The sequence below is a fragment of the Pseudomonas sp. HLS-6 TE3448 genome (genome assembly GCF_053629555.1).
On the sequence record NZ_JBRJIO010000001.1, the window covers coordinates 1,723,799 to 1,743,639 of the forward strand.

The 19,841-nt window shown below is 60.9% G+C and carries 17 protein-coding genes; 16 read left to right on the forward strand and 1 reads right to left on the reverse strand.

Features of this window, described 5'->3' with window-relative positions:
- Positions 1-146 precede the first annotated feature (146 nt).
- Both AB7M23_RS08010 and AB7M23_RS08015 read left to right on the forward strand, forming a co-directional pair.
- Positions 147-401: a hypothetical protein gene (locus AB7M23_RS08010; RefSeq protein WP_065760637.1), complete on the forward strand. Its 255-nt coding sequence runs from the start codon at positions 147-149 to the stop codon at positions 399-401.
- Positions 398-970, forward strand: a complete 573-nt coding sequence (locus tag AB7M23_RS08015; protein WP_099773356.1) for a lipocalin family protein — start codon at positions 398-400, stop codon at positions 968-970. Before AB7M23_RS08010 ends, AB7M23_RS08015 begins: the two co-directional genes overlap by 4 nt.
- A gap of 36 nt (positions 971-1,006) precedes the next feature.
- Here the strand turns inward: AB7M23_RS08015 and AB7M23_RS08020 are convergent, their stop codons facing one another.
- Positions 1,007-2,371 (reverse strand): formimidoylglutamate deiminase, encoded by a 1,365-nt coding sequence (locus AB7M23_RS08020; RefSeq protein ID WP_454240572.1) that lies wholly within the window; start codon positions 2,369-2,371, stop codon positions 1,007-1,009.
- A 143-nt stretch (positions 2,372-2,514) separates the two neighbouring features.
- Between AB7M23_RS08020 and hutC the strand changes: the two genes are divergently transcribed.
- From hutC to AB7M23_RS08090, 14 genes are all read left to right on the forward strand, one after another.
- Complete coding sequence (gene hutC, locus AB7M23_RS08025) at positions 2,515-3,225, forward strand: histidine utilization repressor (RefSeq protein ID WP_176717445.1); 711 nt, start codon at positions 2,515-2,517, stop codon at positions 3,223-3,225.
- Positions 3,222-3,794: a HutD/Ves family protein gene (locus AB7M23_RS08030; RefSeq protein ID WP_454240573.1), complete on the forward strand. Its 573-nt coding sequence runs from the start codon at positions 3,222-3,224 to the stop codon at positions 3,792-3,794. The genes hutC and AB7M23_RS08030 overlap by 4 nt, the downstream gene beginning before the upstream one ends.
- Positions 3,795-4,163: 369 nt before the next feature.
- A complete protein-coding gene (gene hutU, locus AB7M23_RS08035; RefSeq protein WP_176717446.1) occupies positions 4,164-5,828 on the forward strand; it encodes a urocanate hydratase in 1,665 nt (554 codons plus the stop codon).
- Between the two features lie 67 nt (positions 5,829-5,895).
- The gene (gene hutH, locus AB7M23_RS08040; RefSeq protein WP_065760642.1) at positions 5,896-7,428 is read left to right on the forward strand and encodes a histidine ammonia-lyase; all 1,533 of its coding nucleotides are present in this window, start codon (positions 5,896-5,898) and stop codon (positions 7,426-7,428) included.
- Positions 7,429-7,513: 85 nt separating this feature from the next.
- On the forward strand, positions 7,514-8,917 hold the full coding sequence (locus AB7M23_RS08045; protein ID WP_330522250.1) for an amino acid permease: 1,404 nt from the start codon (positions 7,514-7,516) through the stop codon (positions 8,915-8,917).
- Positions 8,918-8,932: 15 nt separating this feature from the next.
- Entirely contained in the window at positions 8,933-10,138 is a 1,206-nt protein-coding gene (gene hutI / locus AB7M23_RS08050) for an imidazolonepropionase (RefSeq protein WP_099773360.1), read from the forward strand.
- Between the two features lie 11 nt (positions 10,139-10,149).
- Positions 10,150-10,953, forward strand: a complete 804-nt coding sequence (gene hutG, locus AB7M23_RS08055) for an N-formylglutamate deformylase (RefSeq protein WP_330522251.1) — start codon at positions 10,150-10,152, stop codon at positions 10,951-10,953.
- Positions 10,954-11,054: 101 nt separating this feature from the next.
- Positions 11,055-12,026: a prolyl aminopeptidase gene (gene pip, locus AB7M23_RS08060; RefSeq protein ID WP_102052686.1), complete on the forward strand. Its 972-nt coding sequence runs from the start codon at positions 11,055-11,057 to the stop codon at positions 12,024-12,026.
- Positions 12,023-12,460 carry a D-aminoacyl-tRNA deacylase gene (gene dtd / locus AB7M23_RS08065; protein WP_330522252.1) on the forward strand — a complete coding sequence of 146 codons (438 nt, stop codon included), beginning with the start codon at positions 12,023-12,025 and terminating at the stop codon, positions 12,458-12,460. The genes pip and dtd overlap by 4 nt, the downstream gene beginning before the upstream one ends.
- Positions 12,461-12,723: 263 nt before the next feature.
- Entirely contained in the window at positions 12,724-14,436 is a 1,713-nt protein-coding gene (locus AB7M23_RS08070) for a glucan biosynthesis protein G (protein WP_454240574.1), read from the forward strand.
- The gene (gene mdoH / locus AB7M23_RS08075; protein WP_454240575.1) at positions 14,429-17,002 is read left to right on the forward strand and encodes a glucans biosynthesis glucosyltransferase MdoH; all 2,574 of its coding nucleotides are present in this window, start codon (positions 14,429-14,431) and stop codon (positions 17,000-17,002) included. The genes AB7M23_RS08070 and mdoH overlap by 8 nt, the downstream gene beginning before the upstream one ends.
- Before the next feature lie 229 nt (positions 17,003-17,231).
- The gene (locus tag AB7M23_RS08080; RefSeq protein WP_176717448.1) at positions 17,232-18,029 is read left to right on the forward strand and encodes a transporter substrate-binding domain-containing protein; all 798 of its coding nucleotides are present in this window, start codon (positions 17,232-17,234) and stop codon (positions 18,027-18,029) included.
- A gap of 74 nt (positions 18,030-18,103) precedes the next feature.
- Entirely contained in the window at positions 18,104-19,066 is a 963-nt protein-coding gene (locus AB7M23_RS08085; protein ID WP_065760651.1) for an amino acid ABC transporter permease, read from the forward strand.
- Positions 19,059-19,793 (forward strand): amino acid ABC transporter ATP-binding protein, encoded by a 735-nt coding sequence (locus AB7M23_RS08090; RefSeq protein ID WP_065760652.1) that lies wholly within the window; start codon positions 19,059-19,061, stop codon positions 19,791-19,793. The genes AB7M23_RS08085 and AB7M23_RS08090 overlap by 8 nt, the downstream gene beginning before the upstream one ends.
- Positions 19,794-19,841 lie beyond the last annotated feature (48 nt).

The window sequence follows — 19,841 nt, forward strand, 5'->3', positions numbered from 1 at the left end:
CGGCAAAAAAGATTAATGCTCATTTCACCTGAGCTGACCAACGTCATCGATCAATGTTCTACTGCGGGGAACCACAGGGGCTTTTCCCCTTCTAAGCTGATGGCAGGCTATCCGCCCAGCCCCCTCATGTTCAGGAGTGACCTTTCATGTCGTTGCGTTCCCTCGCTCTGTTGTCCTTGTGCGTGTTTCTGACTGCGTGCAACAAAATCAATCAGGAAAACTACTCACGGCTCAAGGCGGGCATGGCAAAGGTCGACGTTGAAAAGCTGCTCGGCAAGCCAACTGATTGCTCAGGTGCGTTGGGCATCTCCAGCTGTACCTGGGGTGACAAAGACACCTTCATCAGTATCCAGTTTGCGGGTGACAATGTGTTGATGTACTCAGGACAGGGGCTCAAATGAAACGACTCTCTCACCTGCTGGGGCTGAGCGCGGCTCTGCTTCTTGGCGGTTGCGCGCACTCTGATAGCGGGCCACTGCCGCCCAAGACAGTCGAGCGTGTCGACCTCAAGCGCTACCAGGGCACGTGGTATGAACTGGCGCGTTTGCCCATGTTCTTCCAGCGTGATTGTGCGCAATCTGAAGCGCATTACAGCCTCAAGCCAGATGGCAATGTCGGCGTTCTCAATCGCTGTCGCACCTTAGAAGGGGAGTGGCAGGAGGCAAGCGGTACCGCCACGCCACAGGTGCCAGGCAAGACTGACAAGCTCTGGGTCGAGTTTGATAACTGGTTCTCGAGACTGCTGCCGGGCGTCGCCAAGGGCGACTATTGGGTGCTGTACCTCGACGATGACTACCAGACCGCACTGGTTGGCAACCCGAACCGGCGTTACCTCTGGCTGCTCTCGCGCAAGCCGACGGTGCCGGCCTATGAGCGCGAAAGCCTGCTGGCCAAGGCACGCCAGCAGGGGTACGACACGACGCGCTTGATTTGGCGGGTGTCTGATCAGGATATTGCCAGGCAGCCGTGATTGCTTGCCTGGCTGGCCCCTGCATCAACTCCAGCGTCAGCCCAACAGTTCTCTCAGCACACGGGTAAAGGCCTGGGCGGTCTGTTCTTCGGCGGCATGATGGCCTTGGCGTACCACCCATTTGCCGTTGACCATCACATCGCGGACCTGACGATCGCCTCCGGCAAACAGCCAGCGATTGAGGATGCCATCGCCCTTGGCCGTTGCCAGGTAGGGGTCGTTGCCATCGAGCACCAGCCAGTCGGCGCGGTGACCTTCTGCCAGCGTGCCCACCGGCTGCCCTAATGCTTGTGCTCCGCCACTGAGGGCTGCATCGAACAGCGTGCGCCCAACCATCGGCTGCTCCGCGCGGTACAGTCGGTTGCGTCGCTGGTCGCGCAGGCGTTGGCCGTATTCGAGCCAGCGCAGTTCTTCCACCACGCTGAGCGAAACATGGCTGTCCGAGCCAATACCCAGGCGACCGCCACGGGCCAGGTAGTCGACTGCAGGGAAGATGCCGTCGCCCAGGTTGGCCTCGGTGGTCAGGCACAATCCAGCTACCGCGCCGCTGGCCGCCATCAGCGCGACTTCGTCGGCTTCGGCGTGGGTGGCATGGACCAGGCACCAGCGCTGATCAACCTCGGTGTTCTCGTACAACCATTGCAGTGGGCGTCGGCCGCTCCAGGCCAGGCAGTCGTCGACTTCTTTCTGTTGCTCGGCAATGTGTATGTGCACAGGGCAGTGCGGGTCGCTGGCGGCCATGACCTGAGCGATCTGTTGCGGGGTGACGGCGCGCAGCGAGTGGAAGCACAGCCCCAAATGTTGCGCGGGTTGCTGCGCCAGCAGCGGTGCCAGGCGCTCGTGTAGCCGCAGATACTGCTCGGTGCTGTTGATAAAACGGCGCTGCCCATCGGTGGGCGCTTGGCCACCGAAACCTGAGTGGCTGTAGAGCACGGGGAGCAGGGTCAGGCCGATGCCGCTGTGGCTGGCAGCCTGGCTGATACGCTGGGACAGTTCAGTCGGGTCGGCATAGGGAGTGCCATCAGCATCGTGGTGCACGTAGTGGAACTCGGCGACCGAGGTGTATCCGGCCTTGAGCATCTCGATGTACAACTGGCGGGCAATCACTTCCAGTTGTTCCGGGCTGATCTGGCCGACCATGCGGTACATCAGTTCGCGCCAGGTCCAGAAGCTGTCATTGGGGTTGCCAACCACTTCAGCCAAGCCAGCCATGGCGCGCTGGAAGGCATGTGAGTGCAGGTTTGGCATACCCGGCAGCAGTGGGCCTGCCACGCGTTCGGCGCCCTCGGCCGAGGCATCGGTATGGACGCGGCCGATTCGGCCGTCGGTACCGACCTCGATGCGGACATTGTTGGCCCAGCCGGTAGGCAGCAAAGCACGTTCGGCAAAGAAGACGGACATCGACACGGCACCTCGTTTTGTTTATTTGTATATACATATACAGACGTTTGCCTGCTGGGTAAACTCCGGCAATCTATGGAGTACTCATTTTGAACAAGGATCTCGACGTGCCGACACCACCTGTCTCCGCGCTGGTTGCCCAGATGGGCGAGGGGCCGGCGCCGCTGTATGCCCGGGTCAAGCAAATGATTGCCCAGCAAATCAAGAACGGTAGCTGGCCGCCGCACCACCGTGTGCCTTCGGAAAGCGAACTGGTCAGTGAGCTGGGCTTCAGTCGCATGACCATCAACCGCGCACTGCGCGAGCTGACAGCCGAGGGGCTGTTGGTGCGCATGCAGGGCGTCGGGACCTTTGTTGCCGAGCCCAAGACCCGTTCCGCATTGTTCGACGTCAATAACATTGCAGACGAGATCGCCGCGCGGGGGCACAAGCACACCTGCAAGGTGGTGACCCTGGCTGAAGAGGCTGCCGGCTCCGAGCGGGCGCTGGCACTGGATATGCGCGAAGGTCAGCGGGTGTTCCATTCGTTGATCGTGCATTACGAGAACGACATTCCGGTGCAAATCGAAGACCGCTTCGTCAATGCCCAGGTTGCACCTGACTACCTCAAGCAGGATTTCACCGTGCAGACCCCTTATGCCTACCTGTCCCAGGTGGCACCCCTGACCGAGGGCGAGCATGTGGTCGAGGCGATTCTGGCTGAGCCGGAGGAATGTCGCCTGCTGCAGATCGAGCAGGGCGAGCCGTGCCTGCTGATTCGCCGTCGCACGTGGTCCGGCCGTCAGCCGGTGACGGCGGCACGTTTGATTCACCCTGGTTCCCGTCATCGTTTGGAAGGACGTTTCAGTAAATGAGTCAGATGCAGGTACTTCGCGCGGTCAATTATCCCCGCATGCCCTGGAAGAATGGTGGTGGCAGCACCGAAGAAATCGCCCGTGACGCCGGAGAGGGGCTTGAGGGCTTTGGCTGGCGCCTGTCGATTGCCGATATTGCCGAGTCGGGTGGCTTCTCCAGCTTTGCCGGATACCAGCGGATCATCACCGTGCTGCAAGGTGATGGCATGGTGCTGCAAGTCGATGGCGAGGCAAGTCGTGCACTGCTGCCCTTCGATGCCTTCATGTTCTCGGGTGAAAGTCAGGTGAGCTGCCGCTTGTTGGGTGGGCCGATCCGCGATTTCAACCTGATCTATGCGCCGCAGCGTTACCGCGCACGCCTGCAATGGCTTGATGGCGAGAGTCGTCTCTTCAGTTCGGCGCAGACGCTGTTGGTCTTCGCTGCTGGCGAGCAGGTTCGTGCCGCGTTGGGCGGGCATGCGGTGCAGACGCTGTCGCGCCACGACTGCGTGCAGGTCGAAGGAAATGCGGGGTTGCAGGCGCTTGAGCTGAGTGGCCACTGCTGCCTGATCGAGCTGAGCCACTGCTGAGATTGTTACCGCGGTTACTGATGAGTTGCGCGCGGGTGTGTTACTGATTGACCCAAGGTGGTGCAACGCCACCTTGTCTGACGGCGTTGTTCTGCACCCCTGTCCCCCTCCCATACGTTTTCTTTTGCTGCCATAACCCCGGATTTCTTGCGCTGCGTTGGCCGTGGCGTGCCTCTGTGGCAGTTCGTCGGAGAAGTTGGCACTTCAATTGCCTATGCTTGTACATACAAGTAAATATGTGTTTGTATGAGTGTGCATGGCAGCCCTGCTGCCATCCCGAATTTGCCTGCCACCGCTGGCACGCTCGCCCACAGCCTGGGTTGGGCGGGATCGATCGCTTGAGGAGCCGTTACCGTGACTGACAAGAACATGAACAAATTCCGTGACGTCGAAATTCGCGCCCCGCGCGGCACTACGCTGACCGCCAAAAGCTGGCTGACCGAAGCGCCGCTGCGCATGCTGATGAACAACCTCGACCCTGAAGTCGCGGAAAACCCGAAAGAGCTGGTGGTGTACGGTGGCATTGGCCGTGCGGCGCGTAACTGGGAGTGCTACGACAAGATCGTCGAGAGCCTGACCAACCTGAACGACGACGAAACCCTGCTGGTGCAGTCCGGCAAGCCGGTCGGCGTGTTCAAGACCCACGCCAACGCCCCACGCGTGTTGATCGCCAACTCCAACCTGGTGCCGCACTGGGCCACGTGGGAGCACTTCAACGAACTGGATGCCAAGGGCCTGGCCATGTACGGCCAGATGACTGCTGGCAGCTGGATCTACATCGGTAGCCAGGGCATCGTTCAAGGCACCTATGAAACCTTCGTCGAGGCCGGCCGCCAGCACTACAACGGCAGCCTCAAGGGCAAGTGGGTACTGACCGCCGGCCTGGGTGGCATGGGTGGCGCGCAGCCGCTGGCTGCAACCCTGGCCGGTGCCTGCTCGCTGAACATCGAATGCCAGCAGAGCCGCATCGACTTCCGCCTGAGCACCCGCTATGTCGACGAACAGGCCAACGACCTGGACGACGCCTTGGCGCGCATTGCCAAGTACACCGCTGAAGGCAAAGCCATCTCCATTGCCCTGCACGGCAACGCGGCTGAAATCCTGCCCGAACTGGTCAAGCGCGGTGTGCGTCCAGACATGGTCACCGACCAGACCAGCGCCCATGACCCGCTCAACGGCTACCTGCCAGCAGGCTGGACCTGGGAACAGTACCGTGACCGCGCACAAACCGAGCCGGCTGCCGTGGTCAAGGCGGCCAAGCAGTCGATGGCCGTACACGTGCAGGCCATGCTCGATTTCCAGAAGCAGGGCATTCCGACCTTCGACTACGGCAACAACATCCGTCAGATGGCCAAGGAAGAAGGCGTAGAAAACGCATTCGACTTCCCAGGCTTCGTACCGGCCTATATTCGCCCGTTGTTCTGCCGTGGTATCGGCCCGTTCCGCTGGGCGGCCCTGTCGGGTAACGCCGAAGACATCTACAAGACCGACGCCAAGGTCAAGGAACTGATCCCGGACGATGCGCATCTGCATAACTGGCTGGAAATGGCCCGTGAGCGCATCAGCTTCCAGGGCCTGCCAGCACGTATCTGCTGGGTTGGTCTGGGGCAGCGCGCCAAGCTGGGTCTGGCCTTCAACGAGATGGTTCGCCGCGGCGAGTTGTCGGCACCGATCGTGATTGGTCGTGACCACCTGGACTCAGGATCTGTGTCGAGCCCGAACCGCGAAACCGAATCGATGATGGATGGCTCCGACGCTGTGTCCGACTGGCCATTGCTCAACGCACTGCTCAACACCGCCAGCGGCGCGACCTGGGTTTCGCTGCACCACGGCGGCGGTGTCGGCATGGGCTTCTCGCAGCACTCCGGCATGGTCATCGTCTGTGACGGTACCGACGAGGCTGCCGAGCGAATCGCTCGCGTTCTGACCAACGACCCGGCCACTGGCGTGATGCGCCATGCCGATGCCGGTTATCAGATCGCCATCGATTGCGCCAAGGAACAAGGCCTGAACCTGCCGATGATTACGCGCTGATTGGCGCGCAATGGTTGATACTGAATTAACGACAGGCGTAATCGCCTCTCTGTAGCGGAGCAACAACGTGACTGAATTGACCCTGAAGCCTGGCACCCTGACCTTGGCTCAGCTGCGTGCCATCTACAAGAACCCGCTGAAACTGAAGCTGGATGCCAGCGCCGACCAGCAGATCGACGACAGCGTTGCCTGCGTCGAGCAGATTCTTGCGGAAAACCGTACCGCCTACGGCATCAACACGGGTTTTGGCCTGTTGGCGTCGACCCGTATCGCCAGCCATGACCTGGAAAACCTGCAGCGCTCGCTGGTGCTGTCTCACGCCGCAGGTGTCGGCGAGCCGATCTGCGATGAGCTGGTGCGCCTGATCATGGTGCTCAAGGTCAACAGCCTGAGCCGTGGTTTCTCGGGCATCCGCCGCAAGGTCATCGATGCGCTGATCGCGCTGATCAACGCCGAGGTTTACCCGCACATCCCGCTCAAGGGTTCGGTGGGGGCATCCGGTGACCTGGCGCCGCTGGCGCACATGTCGCTGGTTCTGCTGGGCGAGGGCAAGGCTCGTCATAAAGGCCAGTGGCTGTCGGCGACCGAAGCACTGGCAGTAGCAGGGCTTGAACCGCTGACCCTGGCTGCCAAGGAGGGCCTGGCCCTGCTCAACGGTACCCAGGCGTCCACGGCCTACGCGCTGCGTGGCCTGTTCCAGGGTGAAGACCTGTTCGCAGCGGCCATGGCCTGCGGTGGCCTGACCGTTGAAGCCGTGCTCGGTTCGCGTTCGCCTTTCGACCCGCGGATTCACGCCGCCCGTGGTCAGCGCGGTCAAATCGACGCAGCGGCCTGCTACCGTGACCTGCTGGGTGACGGCAGTGAAGTCTCGGCGTCCCATGAGCATTGCGGCAAGGTCCAGGACCCATACTCGCTGCGTTGCCAGCCTCAGGTCATGGGGGCTTGCCTGACCCAGTTCCGTCAGGCGGCCGAAGTACTGGTCATCGAAGCCAACGCCGTATCGGACAACCCACTGGTATTCGCCAAAGAGGGCGACGTGATTTCCGGCGGCAACTTCCACGCCGAACCGGTGGCCATGGCTGCCGACAACATGGCCTTGGCCATTGCCGAGATCGGCTCGCTGAGCGAGCGCCGTATCTCGCTGATGATGGACAAGCACATGTCGCAGCTGCCACCGTTCCTGGTGGCCAATGGTGGGGTCAACTCCGGCTTCATGATCGCGCAGGTCACGGCAGCAGCGCTGGCCAGCGAGAACAAGGCCCTGGCCCACCCGCACAGTGTCGACAGCCTGCCGACCTCGGCCAACCAGGAAGACCACGTGTCGATGGCGCCGGCTGCTGGCAAGCGCCTCTGGGAAATGGCTGACAACGTTCGCGGCATCCTCGCCGTGGAATGGCTGGCCGCCTGCCAGGGCCTGGACCTGCGTGAAGGGCTGAAGACCTCGCCGAAGCTGGAAACGGCTCGTCAACTGCTGCGCAGCAAGGTCGCTTATTACGAAAAGGACCGGTTCTTCGCGCCGGACATCGAGGCAGCCAGCGCCTTGCTGGCTGAAGGGCACTTGAACGGTCTGCTGCCGGCTGGCGTTCTGCCGAGCCTCTGATCCGTTGGGCTGATATCGCCTTTGCCGTACGGGCCCGAAAGGGCTCGTACCGCTTTTCGCCTACAAAAATAATCAGGACCGCGAAATGCAATCTCAATCGCAAGGACTCAAACGCGGGCTAACGGCTCGCCATATTCGTTTCATGGCCCTGGGCTCGGCCATTGGTACGGGCCTGTTCTACGGCTCTGCTTCGGCGATCCAGATGGCGGGCCCGGCAGTGCTGCTGGCCTACCTGATCGGCGGTGCTGCCGTCTTCATGGTCATGCGCGCCCTGGGGGAAATGGCCGTACACAACCCGGTTTCGGGCTCGTTCGGTCAATATGCCTCCACCTATCTGGGGCCGATGGCCGGGTTTGTGCTCGGCTGGACCTACGCATTTGAAATGGTCATTGTCTGTTTGGCCGACGTGACGGCCTTCGGCATTTACATGGGCTTCTGGTTCCCCGAAGTCGCGCGCTGGATCTGGGTGCTGGGTATTGTCTTCCTGATCGGCGGGCTGAACCTGTGCAACGTCAAGGTCTACGGCGAGATGGAGTTCTGGCTGTCGCTGCTCAAGGTCGTTGCCATCGTCGCGATGATCCTGGCCGGCTTCGGCATCATGCTCTTCGGGCTGGGCAGCGCCAATGGCGACACGGTCAGTGGTATCGCCAACCTGACGGCCCACGGCGGCTTCATGCCCAATGGCGTGAGCGGCCTGATCGCCTCGTTTGCTGTGGTGATGTTTGCCTTTGGCGGTATCGAGATCATCGGTATCACTGCCGGTGAAGCGAAAGACCCTCAGCGCGTGCTGCCCAAGGCGATCAATGCTGTTCCGCTGCGGATACTGCTGTTCTATGTGCTGACCCTGTTCGTCCTGATGTGCCTCTACCCGTGGCCGCAGATCGGTACCCAAGGTAGCCCGTTCGTACAGATTTTCAGCAATCTGGGGATCGGTTCGGCTGCAGCTGTACTGAATATTGTGGTGATCTCGGCGGCGGTATCGGCGATCAACAGCGATATTTTTGCCGCTGGGCGCATGATGTACGGCTTGGCTCAGCAAGGTCAGGCACCGAAGGGGTTCGCCAAGGTTTCCCGTCAAGGTGTGCCATGGATGACCGTACTGGTCATGGGTGTGGCACTGCTGAGCGGCGTCGTGCTGAACTACCTGATCCCGGAAAACGTCTTCCTGCTGATCGCCTCCATTGCCACGTTCGCCACGGTATGGGTCTGGCTGATGATCCTGGTGACCCAGGTCGCCATGCGTCGCAGCATGAGCCGTGAAGAAGCCGCACAACTGAAGTTCCCGGTACCGTTCTGGCCCTATGGTCCAGCGGCAGCGATCGCCTTCATGGTGTTCATCTTCGGTGTGCTGGGTTATTTCCCGGATACACAGGCAGCGCTGCTCGTCGGCGTGGTCTGGGTGGTGTTCCTGGTTGCCTCTTACCTGCTCTGGTGCAAGCCGCGCGTGGCTGTGGCGCCTGCTCAGGTATTGTCCAACACTCAACGATAGTCACGGAGACGGTGCATGAAAACCCTCTGGCAGCACTGCCATGTGGCAAGCATGGCGCAAGGTGTTTACTCGATCATCGAGGATGCGGCGATTTTGACGTCCGGCGAGCGGATCGAATGGATCGGCCCGCGCCAGTCCCTGCCGGTCACGGCAGATGCCAGGGTGGTCGAGCTTAACGGTGCCTGGGTAACCCCGGGCCTGATCGACTGCCACACCCATACCGTGTTCGGCGGTAACCGCAGTGGCGAGTTCGAGCAACGCTTGCAAGGTGTCAGCTATGCCGATATCGCCGCCCAGGGTGGTGGTATCGCCAGCACCGTGCGCGCTACGCGCGCCGCTACGGAAGAACAGTTGTACGCCAGCGCTCGGCAACGCCTGCAGGCCTTGTTGCGCGATGGCGTGACCACCGTCGAAATCAAGTCCGGGTATGGCCTGGACCTGGCCAGTGAGCGCAAGTTGCTCCGGGTCATTCGTCGGCTGGGCGCTGAGTTGCCGGTGACGGTGCGCGGTACCTGCCTGGCGGCGCACGCCATGCCGCCGGAGTTCGCCGGTCGGGCAGACGACTACATTGAACACATCTGCACTGAAATGCTCCCGGCTCTGGCCGCTGAGGGGCTGGTCGACGCCGTGGATGCGTTCTGTGAATACCTGGCGTTTTCCCCGGCCCAGGTCGAGCGGGTGTTTATAAAAGCCCGTGAATTGGGCCTGCCGGTCAAATTGCATGCCGAACAACTGTCGTCGCTGCACGGCTCCAGCTTGGCGGCGCGCTATCAGGCATTGTCGGCGGATCACCTGGAGTTCATGACCGAGGAGGACGCCATCGCCATGGCGGCAGCCGGCACCGTTGCGGTGCTGTTGCCCGGCGCTTTCTACTTCCTGCGTGAAACCCAGCTGCCGCCGATGGACGCTTTGCGCAAGCACGGTGTGAAGATCGCCATCGCCACCGACCTCAACCCCGGGACCTCGCCAGGGCTGTCGTTGCGTCTAATGATGAACATGGCCTGTACGCTGTTCCGCATGACGCCGGAAGAAGCCCTGGCCGGGGTGACCCTGCATGCTGCCCGCGCCCTTGGGCTGGGCGACAGTCACGGGTCGCTGGAAGTGGGCAAGGTCGCCGATTTCATTGCCTGGGACATCGAGCGTCCTGCCGACCTGTCCTATTGGTTGGGCGGCGACTTACCCAAGCGGGTCATTCGCCATGGCCTTGAAACCCATTTTTGAAGAGCGTCTTTATGGATAAGGTTCTGAACTTTCACCAAGGCACCTTGCCGCTATTGATCAGCATGCCCCATGCCGGCGTGCGTTTGACACCGGCAGTCGAGGCCGGCCTGATCGAACCGGCACGCAGCCTGCCGGATACCGATTGGCACATTCCACGGTTGTATGACTTTGCGGTGAGCATGGGCGCCAGCATTGTTTCCGCCGAATATTCGCGGTTTGTCATCGACCTCAACCGTCCAGACGATGACCAGCCGCTGTATACCGGTGCCACCACCGGGCTGTACCCGGCCACCCTGTTCGACGGTACGCCGTTGTTCAAGGACGGGCTGACGCCATCGGCCCGCGAGCGAGCTGACTATCTGGAGCGTATCTGGCGCCCGTATCACGACACCTTGCGCCAGGAACTGGCGCGTCTGCGTGAGCAGTTCGGCTACGCGCTGCTGTGGGATGCCCACTCGATCCGCTCGCACGTCCCGCACCTGTTCGACGGCACGCTGCCGGACTTCAACCTGGGCACGTTCAATGGGGCCAGCTGCGACCCGCAACTCGCCGAGCAGTTGCAAGCGGTGTGCGCTTGCGCCGAGGGTTACAGCCATGTGCTGAACGGGCGCTTCAAGGGTGGGCATATCACCCGTCACTATGGTGACCCGGCCAGGCACATTCATGCGGTACAGCTGGAGTTAGCGCAGACTACCTATATGGAGGAAGTCGAGCCGTTCCATTATCGCGAGGATCTGGCGCAACCCACCCAGCAGGTGCTGGAACGCCTGCTCAACGCAGCAGTGGCCTGGGGCAAGGCGCACTACGCAGTGTGAACGGTTTTATGCGGTGTCAGATGTTGCGGGGGGCATGCTCAAAGCGCAATTCGGGTTTATGATGCCCAACGGCAGAATAATTCCCCCACACGGAGTGCGTAATGCAGACCTTGTACCCGCAGATCAAACCCTACGCCCGACACGATCTGGCCGTGGAGGCGCCGCATGTGCTGTATGTTGACGAGAGCGGTTCGCCCGAGGGGTTGCCGGTGGTGTTTATCCACGGTGGGCCGGGAGCAGGGTGTGATGCACAGAGTCGCTGCTATTTCGACCCGAACCTGTACCGCATCATTACCTTCGATCAGCGCGGCTGCGGGCGCTCGACACCGCATGCCAGCCTTGAGAACAACACCACCTGGCATTTGGTCGAGGACCTTGAGCGCATTCGCAAGCACCTGGGTATCGACAAGTGGGTGGTGTTCGGTGGCTCCTGGGGGTCGACCCTGGCCTTGGCCTATGCCCAGACTCACCCCGAACGCGTACAGGGTTTGATCCTGCGCGGTATCTTTCTGTGCCGCCCGCAGGAAATCGAGTGGTTCTACCAGAGTGGCGCCAGCCGCTTGTTCCCTGACTACTGGCAGGACTACATCGCGCCGATTCCGGCCGAGGAACGCGGCAACCTGGTCCAGGCTTTCCACAAGCGCCTGACCGGCAATGATCAAATTGCCCAGATGCATGCCGCCAAGGCCTGGTCGACCTGGGAAGGGCGTACCGCTACCCTGCGGCCCAACCCGTTGGTCGTCGACCGCTTCTCCGAGCCTCAGCGCGCGTTGTCTATTGCGCGGATCGAATGCCATTATTTCATGAACAATGCATTCCTTGAGCCCGACCAACTGATTCGCGACATGCCGAAGATCGCCCACCTGCCTGCAGTGATCGTGCATGGTCGTTATGATGTCATCTGCCCATTGGATAATGCTTGGGAGCTCCATCAGGCCTGGCCAAACAGCGAGCTGAAGGTGATTCGCGATGCAGGGCATGCGGCGTCTGAGCCGGGTATCACCGATGCGCTGGTGCGTGCTGCCGACCAAATGGCCCGGCGTTTGCTGGACTTGCCACTGGAAGAAGCGTGAAGGGCCTGTTGCAGCGCGTGCGTAGCGCACGCGTTGAGGTGGGCGCAGAGATTGTCGGGGCGGTCGACCAGGGATTGCTGGTGCTGGTTGCAGTCGAGCCGGGCGATACCCGCGCCCATGCCGACAAGCTGCTGCACAAACTGCTCAATTACCGCGTGTTCAGTGATGAGCAGGGCAAGATGAACCTGTCGCTCAAGGACATTCAGGGCGGCTTGCTGCTGGTCTCGCAGTTCACCCTGGCGGCTGATACACAGAGCGGATTGCGCCCGAGCTTCTCCAGCGCTGCACCACCGGCGCTGGGTGCCGAGCTTTTCGAGTACTTGTTGGGGCAGGCGAGGGCGTTGCACGGTACAGTTGAAAGCGGGCGTTTCGGTGCCGACATGCAGGTACATCTGGTCAATGATGGCCCTGTAACATTTATGTTACAAATATAAGGCTGAAAACCTCCTTTTTTGCAGGAAAAAAGGGGGGTTCTAGCAGAAATAGTTGTGTTGCCCTGATGCGTTGTAGCGCTGCCTGCTAGATAATCGCGCGCTACCAAGATCGGCGTTCGCCGATTTGTTTTACTTTAACTTGAGAACTGTCTGACGCCGTTTAGGGAATCATTACGCCCTTTCGGAGTCCGAACAGTGCTCGCCAACCCGGCAAACGATGGCTGGCCGTTGGTTCTTTGATCTGTTTTCGGCGAGGGTTGCTCGTGATTGTAAGTCCCTGTAATGCACCAAGAACTCCTGGCAATCGGCTGCGCAAGGCTCTGGCAGCCGGCTCGGCGCTCGTCTGCCTGCTCGGCGCAGGCCAGCTCTGGGCGTTCAACCTTGACGATGTAGCGGCCAAGGCGAAGGATCTTGCCGGGCAGAAGTACGAGGCGCCGAAGAGCAACCTGCCAGCAGTGTTCCGCGAAATGAAATTCGCGGACTACCAGAAAATTCGCTTCCGCGAGGACAAGGCCGAGTGGGCCAAGGCCAAGACGCCGTTCAAGCTGTCCTTCTATCACCAGGGCATGCACTTCGACACCCCTGTGACGATCAACGAGGTTGTCGGCAGCAAAGTCCACGAAATCAAGTACGACGCCAGCCGCTTTGACTTCGGTGACCTGAGCTTTGACAGCAAGGCCACTGAAAAGCTCGGTTACGCCGGCTTCCGCGTGCTGTACCCGATCAACAAGGCTGACAAGCAAGACGAAATCATGACCTTGCTGGGCGCCAGCTATTTCCGCGTGGTTGGCAAGGGGCAAGCCTATGGCCTGTCTGCCCGTGGTCTGGCTATCGACACGGCACTGCCGTCTGGCGAAGAGTTCCCACGCTTTACTGAGTTCTGGATCGAGCGTCCAAAGGCAACCGACAAGCAACTGGTCATCTATGCGTTGCTCGACTCGCCACGTTCCACCGGTGCTTACCGTCTGACCCTGCGTCCGGGTAGCGACACCATCGTTGACGTCAAGTCCAAGGTGTTCCTGCGTGACCGTGTCAGCCGCCTGGGCATTGCCCCGCTGACCAGCATGTTCCTGTTCGGTGGCAACCAGCCATCGAAGGTGCTCAACTACCGTCCTGCACTGCACGACTCTGAAGGCCTGTCGATTCATGCCGGCAACGGCGAATGGCTGTGGCGCCCGCTGAACAACCCGAAACATCTGGCCGTCAGCAACTTCAGCGTGGAAAACCCACGTGGTTTTGGCCTGTTGCAGCGTCAGCGCGAGTTCAGCCAGTTCGAAGACCTGGATGACAACTACCATAAGCGCCCAAGCGCCTGGATCGAGCCTGTTGGCGACTGGGGCAAGGGCACGGTCGACCTGGTGGAAATTCCAACCGCCGACGAAACCAACGACAACATCGTTGCGTTCTGGAGCCCGGAAAAGCTGCCTGAGCCTGGCACTGCTGCCGAGTTCGAGTACCGTCTGCACTGGACCATGGATGAGTCCGAACTGCATTCGCCGAAGCTGGGTTGGGTCAAGCAGACCCTGCGTTCGACCGGTGATGTCAAGCAATCCAACCTGATCCGTCAGCCTGACGGTAGCGTGGCCTTCCTGGTCGACTTTGAAGGCCCGGTGCTCAAGGCGTTGCCGGAAGACACCGCTGTACGTAGCCAGGTCAGCCTTGGCGACAACGGTGAGCTGGTCGAGAACAGCCTGCGCTACAACCCGGAAATCCAGGGCTGGCGCCTGACCTTGCGGTTCAAGGTCAAGGACCCGAACAAGTCCACTGAAATGCGTGCTGCGCTGGTACGTGACGTTCCTGTTGAGCCGGCCAAGCCGACCAAGCAGGAAAAAGCCGCTGCCAAGCAGGCCAAAGACAAGGCCGAGAAAGCGGCCGCACAGCCAGCCGCCGATGCGGCATCCACCACCACGGCTCCGGCCACGACCGAACAAGTCCTGACCGAGACCTGGAGTTATCAGTTGCCTGCCGATGAGTAAACACTCTGCACAACCAGGGTCGCTGAGCGAATACCTGGAACACCTGCCACTGAGCGACGAGCAGCGGGCCGAACTGGCCAGCTGCACCTCGTTCAGCGAGCTGCATCAACGCTTGTCCGCACAACCGTCTGCCGGGGAGGCCGAGGCCGCCCAGGCGTCGGTTGCTGGTCGCCTTACCTTGGGTACGGCTGAGGAACTGGAGGAGGCCGAAATGCTCGGCCTCGATGCCAGCGGTCGGTTGTGCCTGAAGGCTACCCCGCCAATTCGCCGCACTCGGGTGGTTCCTGAACCGTGGCGGACCAATATCCTGATTCGCGCCTGGCGTCGCTTGACCGGCCGGACAAACGCCCCTGCGCCCGAAAAGCGCGATCTACCGGCTGCACGCTGGCGCTGGGTCGGTTCGGTGCGCCGCTACATCCTGCTAACGCTGATGCTGGGGCAGACCATCGTCGCCGGTTGGTACATGAAAGGCATCTTGCCTTATCAGGGCTGGTCATTCGTCGACCTCGACGAGGTCCTGAACCAGCCGCTGCTGACCACCGTCCAGCAGGTCTGGCCGTATGCATTGCAGACCAGCATCCTGGTCTTGTTCGGTATCCTCTTCTGCTGGGTATCTGCTGGTTTCTGGACGGCCTTGATGGGCTTCCTTGAGCTGCTGACCGGGCGCGACAAGTACCGTATCTCTGGCAGCAGTGCTGGCAACGAGCCGATTGCGCCGCAGGCGCGTACTGCGATCGTCATGCCGATCTGTAACGAAGATGTCCCGCGTGTATTTGCAGGGTTGCGGGCGACCTTCGAGTCGGTGGTTGCGACGGGCGATCTCGACCGTTTCGATTTCTTTGTGCTCAGTGACACCAACGACACCGATATTGCCGTGGCCGAGCAACAGGCCTGGCTGGAGGTTTGCCGCGAGGCCAAAGGCTTTGGGCGGATTTTCTATCGACGCCGTCGTCGCCGTGTGAAGCGCAAGAGTGGCAACCTGGACGACTTCTGCCGCCGTTGGGGTGGGGACTACCGTTACATGGTGGTACTCGACGCCGACAGCGTCATGAGTGGCGAATGCCTGACCAGCCTGGTGCGCTTGATGGAAGCCAATCCGGACGCCGGTATCATCCAGACCGCGCCAAAAGCCTCGGGCATGGACACGCTGTATGCGCGCATGCAGCAGTTCGCCACCCGCGTCTATGGCCCGCTGTTCACTGCCGGCCTGCACTTCTGGCAGCTCGGCGAGTCGCACTACTGGGGGCACAACGCAATTATCCGGATGAAGCCATTCATCGAGCACTGCGCCTTGGCGCCGTTGCCGGGTAAGGGTGCCTTCGCCGGTGCGATCCTCTCCCACGACTTCGTCGAGGCCGCACTGATGCGGCGTGCGGGTTGGGGCGTGTGGATTGCCTACGATCTTCCGGGCAGCTACGAAGAACTGCCGCCGAACCTGCTCGACGAGCTCAAGCGCGACCGGCGCTGGTGCCACGGCAACCTGATGAACTTCCGTCTGTTCCTGGTCAAGGGCATGCACCCGGTACACCGTGCGGTGTTCCTCACAGGTGTGATGTCCTACCTGTCGGCGCCGCTGTGGTTCTTCTTCCTGGTGCTGTCGACGGCGCTGCTGGCAACCAACACCTTGATGGAGCCGCAGTACTTCCTCGAGCCACGTCAGCTCTACCCGCTCTGGCCTCAATGGCACCCGGAAAAAGCCATTGCGCTGTTTTCGACGACCATTGTGCTGTTGTTCCTGCCCAAGTTGCTCAGCATCATTCTGATCTGGGCCAAGGGCGCCAAGGAATTTGGCGGTCGCTTCAAGGTGACGCTGTCGATGCTGCTGGAGATGCTGTTCTCCATGCTGCTGGCACCTGTGCGGATGATTTTCCACACCCGTTTCGTGCTGGCCGCGTTCCTGGGCTGGGCGGCAACCTGGAACTCGCCACAGCGTGACGACGACTCCACGCCATGGAGCGAGGCTGTTCGCCGGCATGGCCCGCAAACCCTGCTGGGCGTTGCCTGGGCACTGTTGGTGGCATGGCTGAACCCGAGCTTCCTCTGGTGGCTGGTACCGATTGTCGGTTCGTTGATGCTGTCGATTCCGGTTTCGGTGATCTCCAGCCGGGTCAACCTGGGCCTGCGCGCCAAGGATGAACGCCTGTTCCTGATCCCTGAGGAATACGCGACACCGCATGAGTTGCTGGCGACTGATCAGTACACCCATGAAAACCGTTGGCATGCACTGAATGACGGTTTTGTCCGGGCCGTGGTCGATCCACAGCAGAATGCCCTGGCCTGTGCCCTGGCGACGGCGCGTCATGGTGTTGCCGCACCGATCGAGGCCCTGCGTGCCGAGCGTATCGCCAAGGCGTTGGAGGTTGGCCCTGGCGCACTCGACGGCAGTACCCGATTGGCACTGCTCAGTGACCCGGTAGCGTTGTCACGCTTGCATGAGCGTGTCTGGGCCGAGCAGAGTGCCGCCTGGCTGGACGTCTGGCGGCAATCGATTGCCAGCAACCCGCATTCGCCGTTGTTGCCGTTACACCCGCAGTCGCAGGAGTTGCCATCGCTGGCTAATGCCTGATCGTTGAGCTGCGCTGCAACCATCGCCGACAAACCTGAGTGCCCTACATGGGGCTTGGGCTTGCCGGCGATGTCGTTTCTGCCGACAACACATAACAAAGTGCTTATCGCCTATATGTGCCTTGCGGCGCATGGGGTAGCATCGCGCACTTCGATACAGTGCGTCGTCCATCAGGGCGATCTGCGATCACAATAAAATTCGAGCTTTCCTGTTGGGGGATCTGGTGATGATGAAAAAGTACCTGTCGATGCTGCTGGCCGGCGTCGCGGCACTGGCTACAGTGGCAACGGCCCAGGCCGGGGCAATTGACGACGCAGTCAAGCGCGGCACCCTGCGCGTGGGTATGGACCCTACCTACATGCCGTTCGAGATGACCAACAAGCGTGGCGAAATCATCGGCTTCGAAGTCGACCTGCTCAAGGCCATGACCAAGGCCATGGGCGTCAAGCTGGAGCTGGTGTCCACCAGCTATGACGGTATCATCCCGGCGCTTCTGACCGACAAGTTCGACATGATCGGCAGCGGCATGACCCTGACCCAGGAACGCAACCTGCGTCTGAACTTCAGCGAACCCTTCATCGTGGTCGGCCAGACCCTGCTGATCCGCAAGGAGCTCGCAGACAAGGTCAAGTCGTACAAAGACCTGAACACCGACGAGTACCGTATCACCTCCAAGGTGGGTACTACCGGTGAACTGGTCGCCAAGAAGCTGATCGGCAAAGCCAAGTACCACGGCTACGACAACGAGCAGGAAGCCGTGATGGACGTGGTCAACGGCAAAGCCGATGCGTTCATTTACGATGCCCCCTACAACGTGGTTGCGGTGAACAAGGCCGGTGCTGGCAAGCTGCTGTTCCTGGACGAGCCGTTCACCTATGAGCCGCTGGCCTTCGGCCTGAAGAAAGGCGACTACGACAGCATCAACTGGATCAACAACTACCTGCACCAGATCCACAACGACGGCACTTACAAACGTATCCATGACAAGTGGTTCAAAGACACCGCTTGGCTCAAGGACATGGAATAAGGCCGTCGTTCGACTGGCTTGAAACCTGACGCGCAGGCTAGCCCTGCGCGTTCGCTTTTACGGAACTACCTTTCGTGATTAAACACAAGAAAGCTCAGTGGCCTTGGCACGGGCTGACCGCATTGGTGTTGGTCGGCCTGGCCGTCAGCCTGTATTACGCGACCTCGGTGATTTCCTACGAGTGGCGCTGGAGTCGGGTGCCACAGTATTTCGCTTACCAGGCTGAAGAAGCGCAGCGCGCGGCCGGCTACGGCAAGGTCGAAGCCATTGTGCAGCAGGGCAGCATGGCCAAGGTCACCCTGCGCGACGAAGACGGCGGCGAACAAGTGCTGGACGTCGAGCAGAACAGCCTGCAGCTGTCCAAGGGCGACGATGTTGCTGAAGGCGATCTGGTGGGTGTCACTCGGCACTGGACCGCAGGGCCGCTGGCCTGGGGCCTGTGGACCACCGTATGGATTTCGCTGGCCTCCGGTGTGCTGGGCCTGCTGGTCGGCCTGGTGGCCGGTTTGTGTCGGCTCTCGAACAACCCGACCCTGCGCGACCTGTCGACGGTGTACGTCGAGTTGGTGCGTGGTACGCCGTTGCTGGTGCAGATCTTCATTTTCTATTTCTTCATCGGCACGGTGCTCAACCTGTCTCGAGAGTTCGCCGGGGTGGCGGCCCTGGCGCTGTTTACCGGTGCCTACGTGGCCGAGATCGTGCGTGCGGGGGTTCAGTCGATTGCCCGTGGCCAGAGTGAAGCCGCCCGCTCGCTGGGGCTGAGCGCGAGCCAGTCGATGCGCCATGTGGTGCTGCCACAGGCATTCAAACGTGTCCTGCCGCCGCTGGCAGGGCAATTCATCAGCCTGGTCAAAGACACGTCGCTGGTCTCGGTCATTGCAATCACCGAATTGACCAAAAGTGGCCGTGAGGCAATTACTACCTCGTTCTCGACCTTCGAGATCTGGTTCTGCGTTGCCGGCCTGTACCTGCTGATCAACCTGCCGCTGTCGCATTTCGCCAGCCGGCTTGAGCGGAGGCTCGCGCAAAGTGATTGAAGTTCGCGATCTGGTAAAAGTCTTCGATACCCGTGGTCAGGTGGTACGAGCTGTCGACCACGTCAGCACCGACGTAGCCAAGGGCGAAGTATTGGTAGTGCTCGGTCCTTCGGGGTCGGGCAAGTCGACCTTCCTGCGCTGCCTCAATGGCCTGGAAAGTTTTGATGAGGGCTCGGTGGCCATTGACGGCTTGCAGTTGAACGACCCGAAGACCGACATCAACGCCTATCGTCGTGAAGTCGGCATGGTGTTCCAGCACTTCAACCTGTTCCCGCACATGACCGTGCTGGAGAACCTGTGCCTGGCACAGAAGGTGGTGCGCAAGCGCAGCAAGCAGGAGCGCGAGGCCAAGGCGCGGGCATTGCTGGAGAAGGTCGGTATCGGTCAGAAGGCCAACGAGTACCCCTCCAGGCTCTCGGGTGGCCAACAGCAGCGCGTGGCGATTGCCCGGGCACTGTCGATGGACCCGAAGGTGATGTTGTTTGACGAGCCGACCTCGGCACTCGACCCGGAAATGGTCGGTGAAGTGCTGGACGTCATGAAGACCCTGGCTGTGGAAGGCATGACCATGGTCTGCGTCACCCACGAGATGGGCTTTGCCCGCGAAGTTGCGGACCGGGTGCTGTTCTTCGATCACGGCAAGCTGCTGGAGGACTCGCCACCCGAGGCGTTCTTCACCTCGCCAAAGGACCTGCGTGCCCAGGCGTTCCTGCGCCAGGTGCTGTAGCGCTTGTGTCATGGGCGCTGGTTCGCCAGCCCCCATGCTCGGGTCATT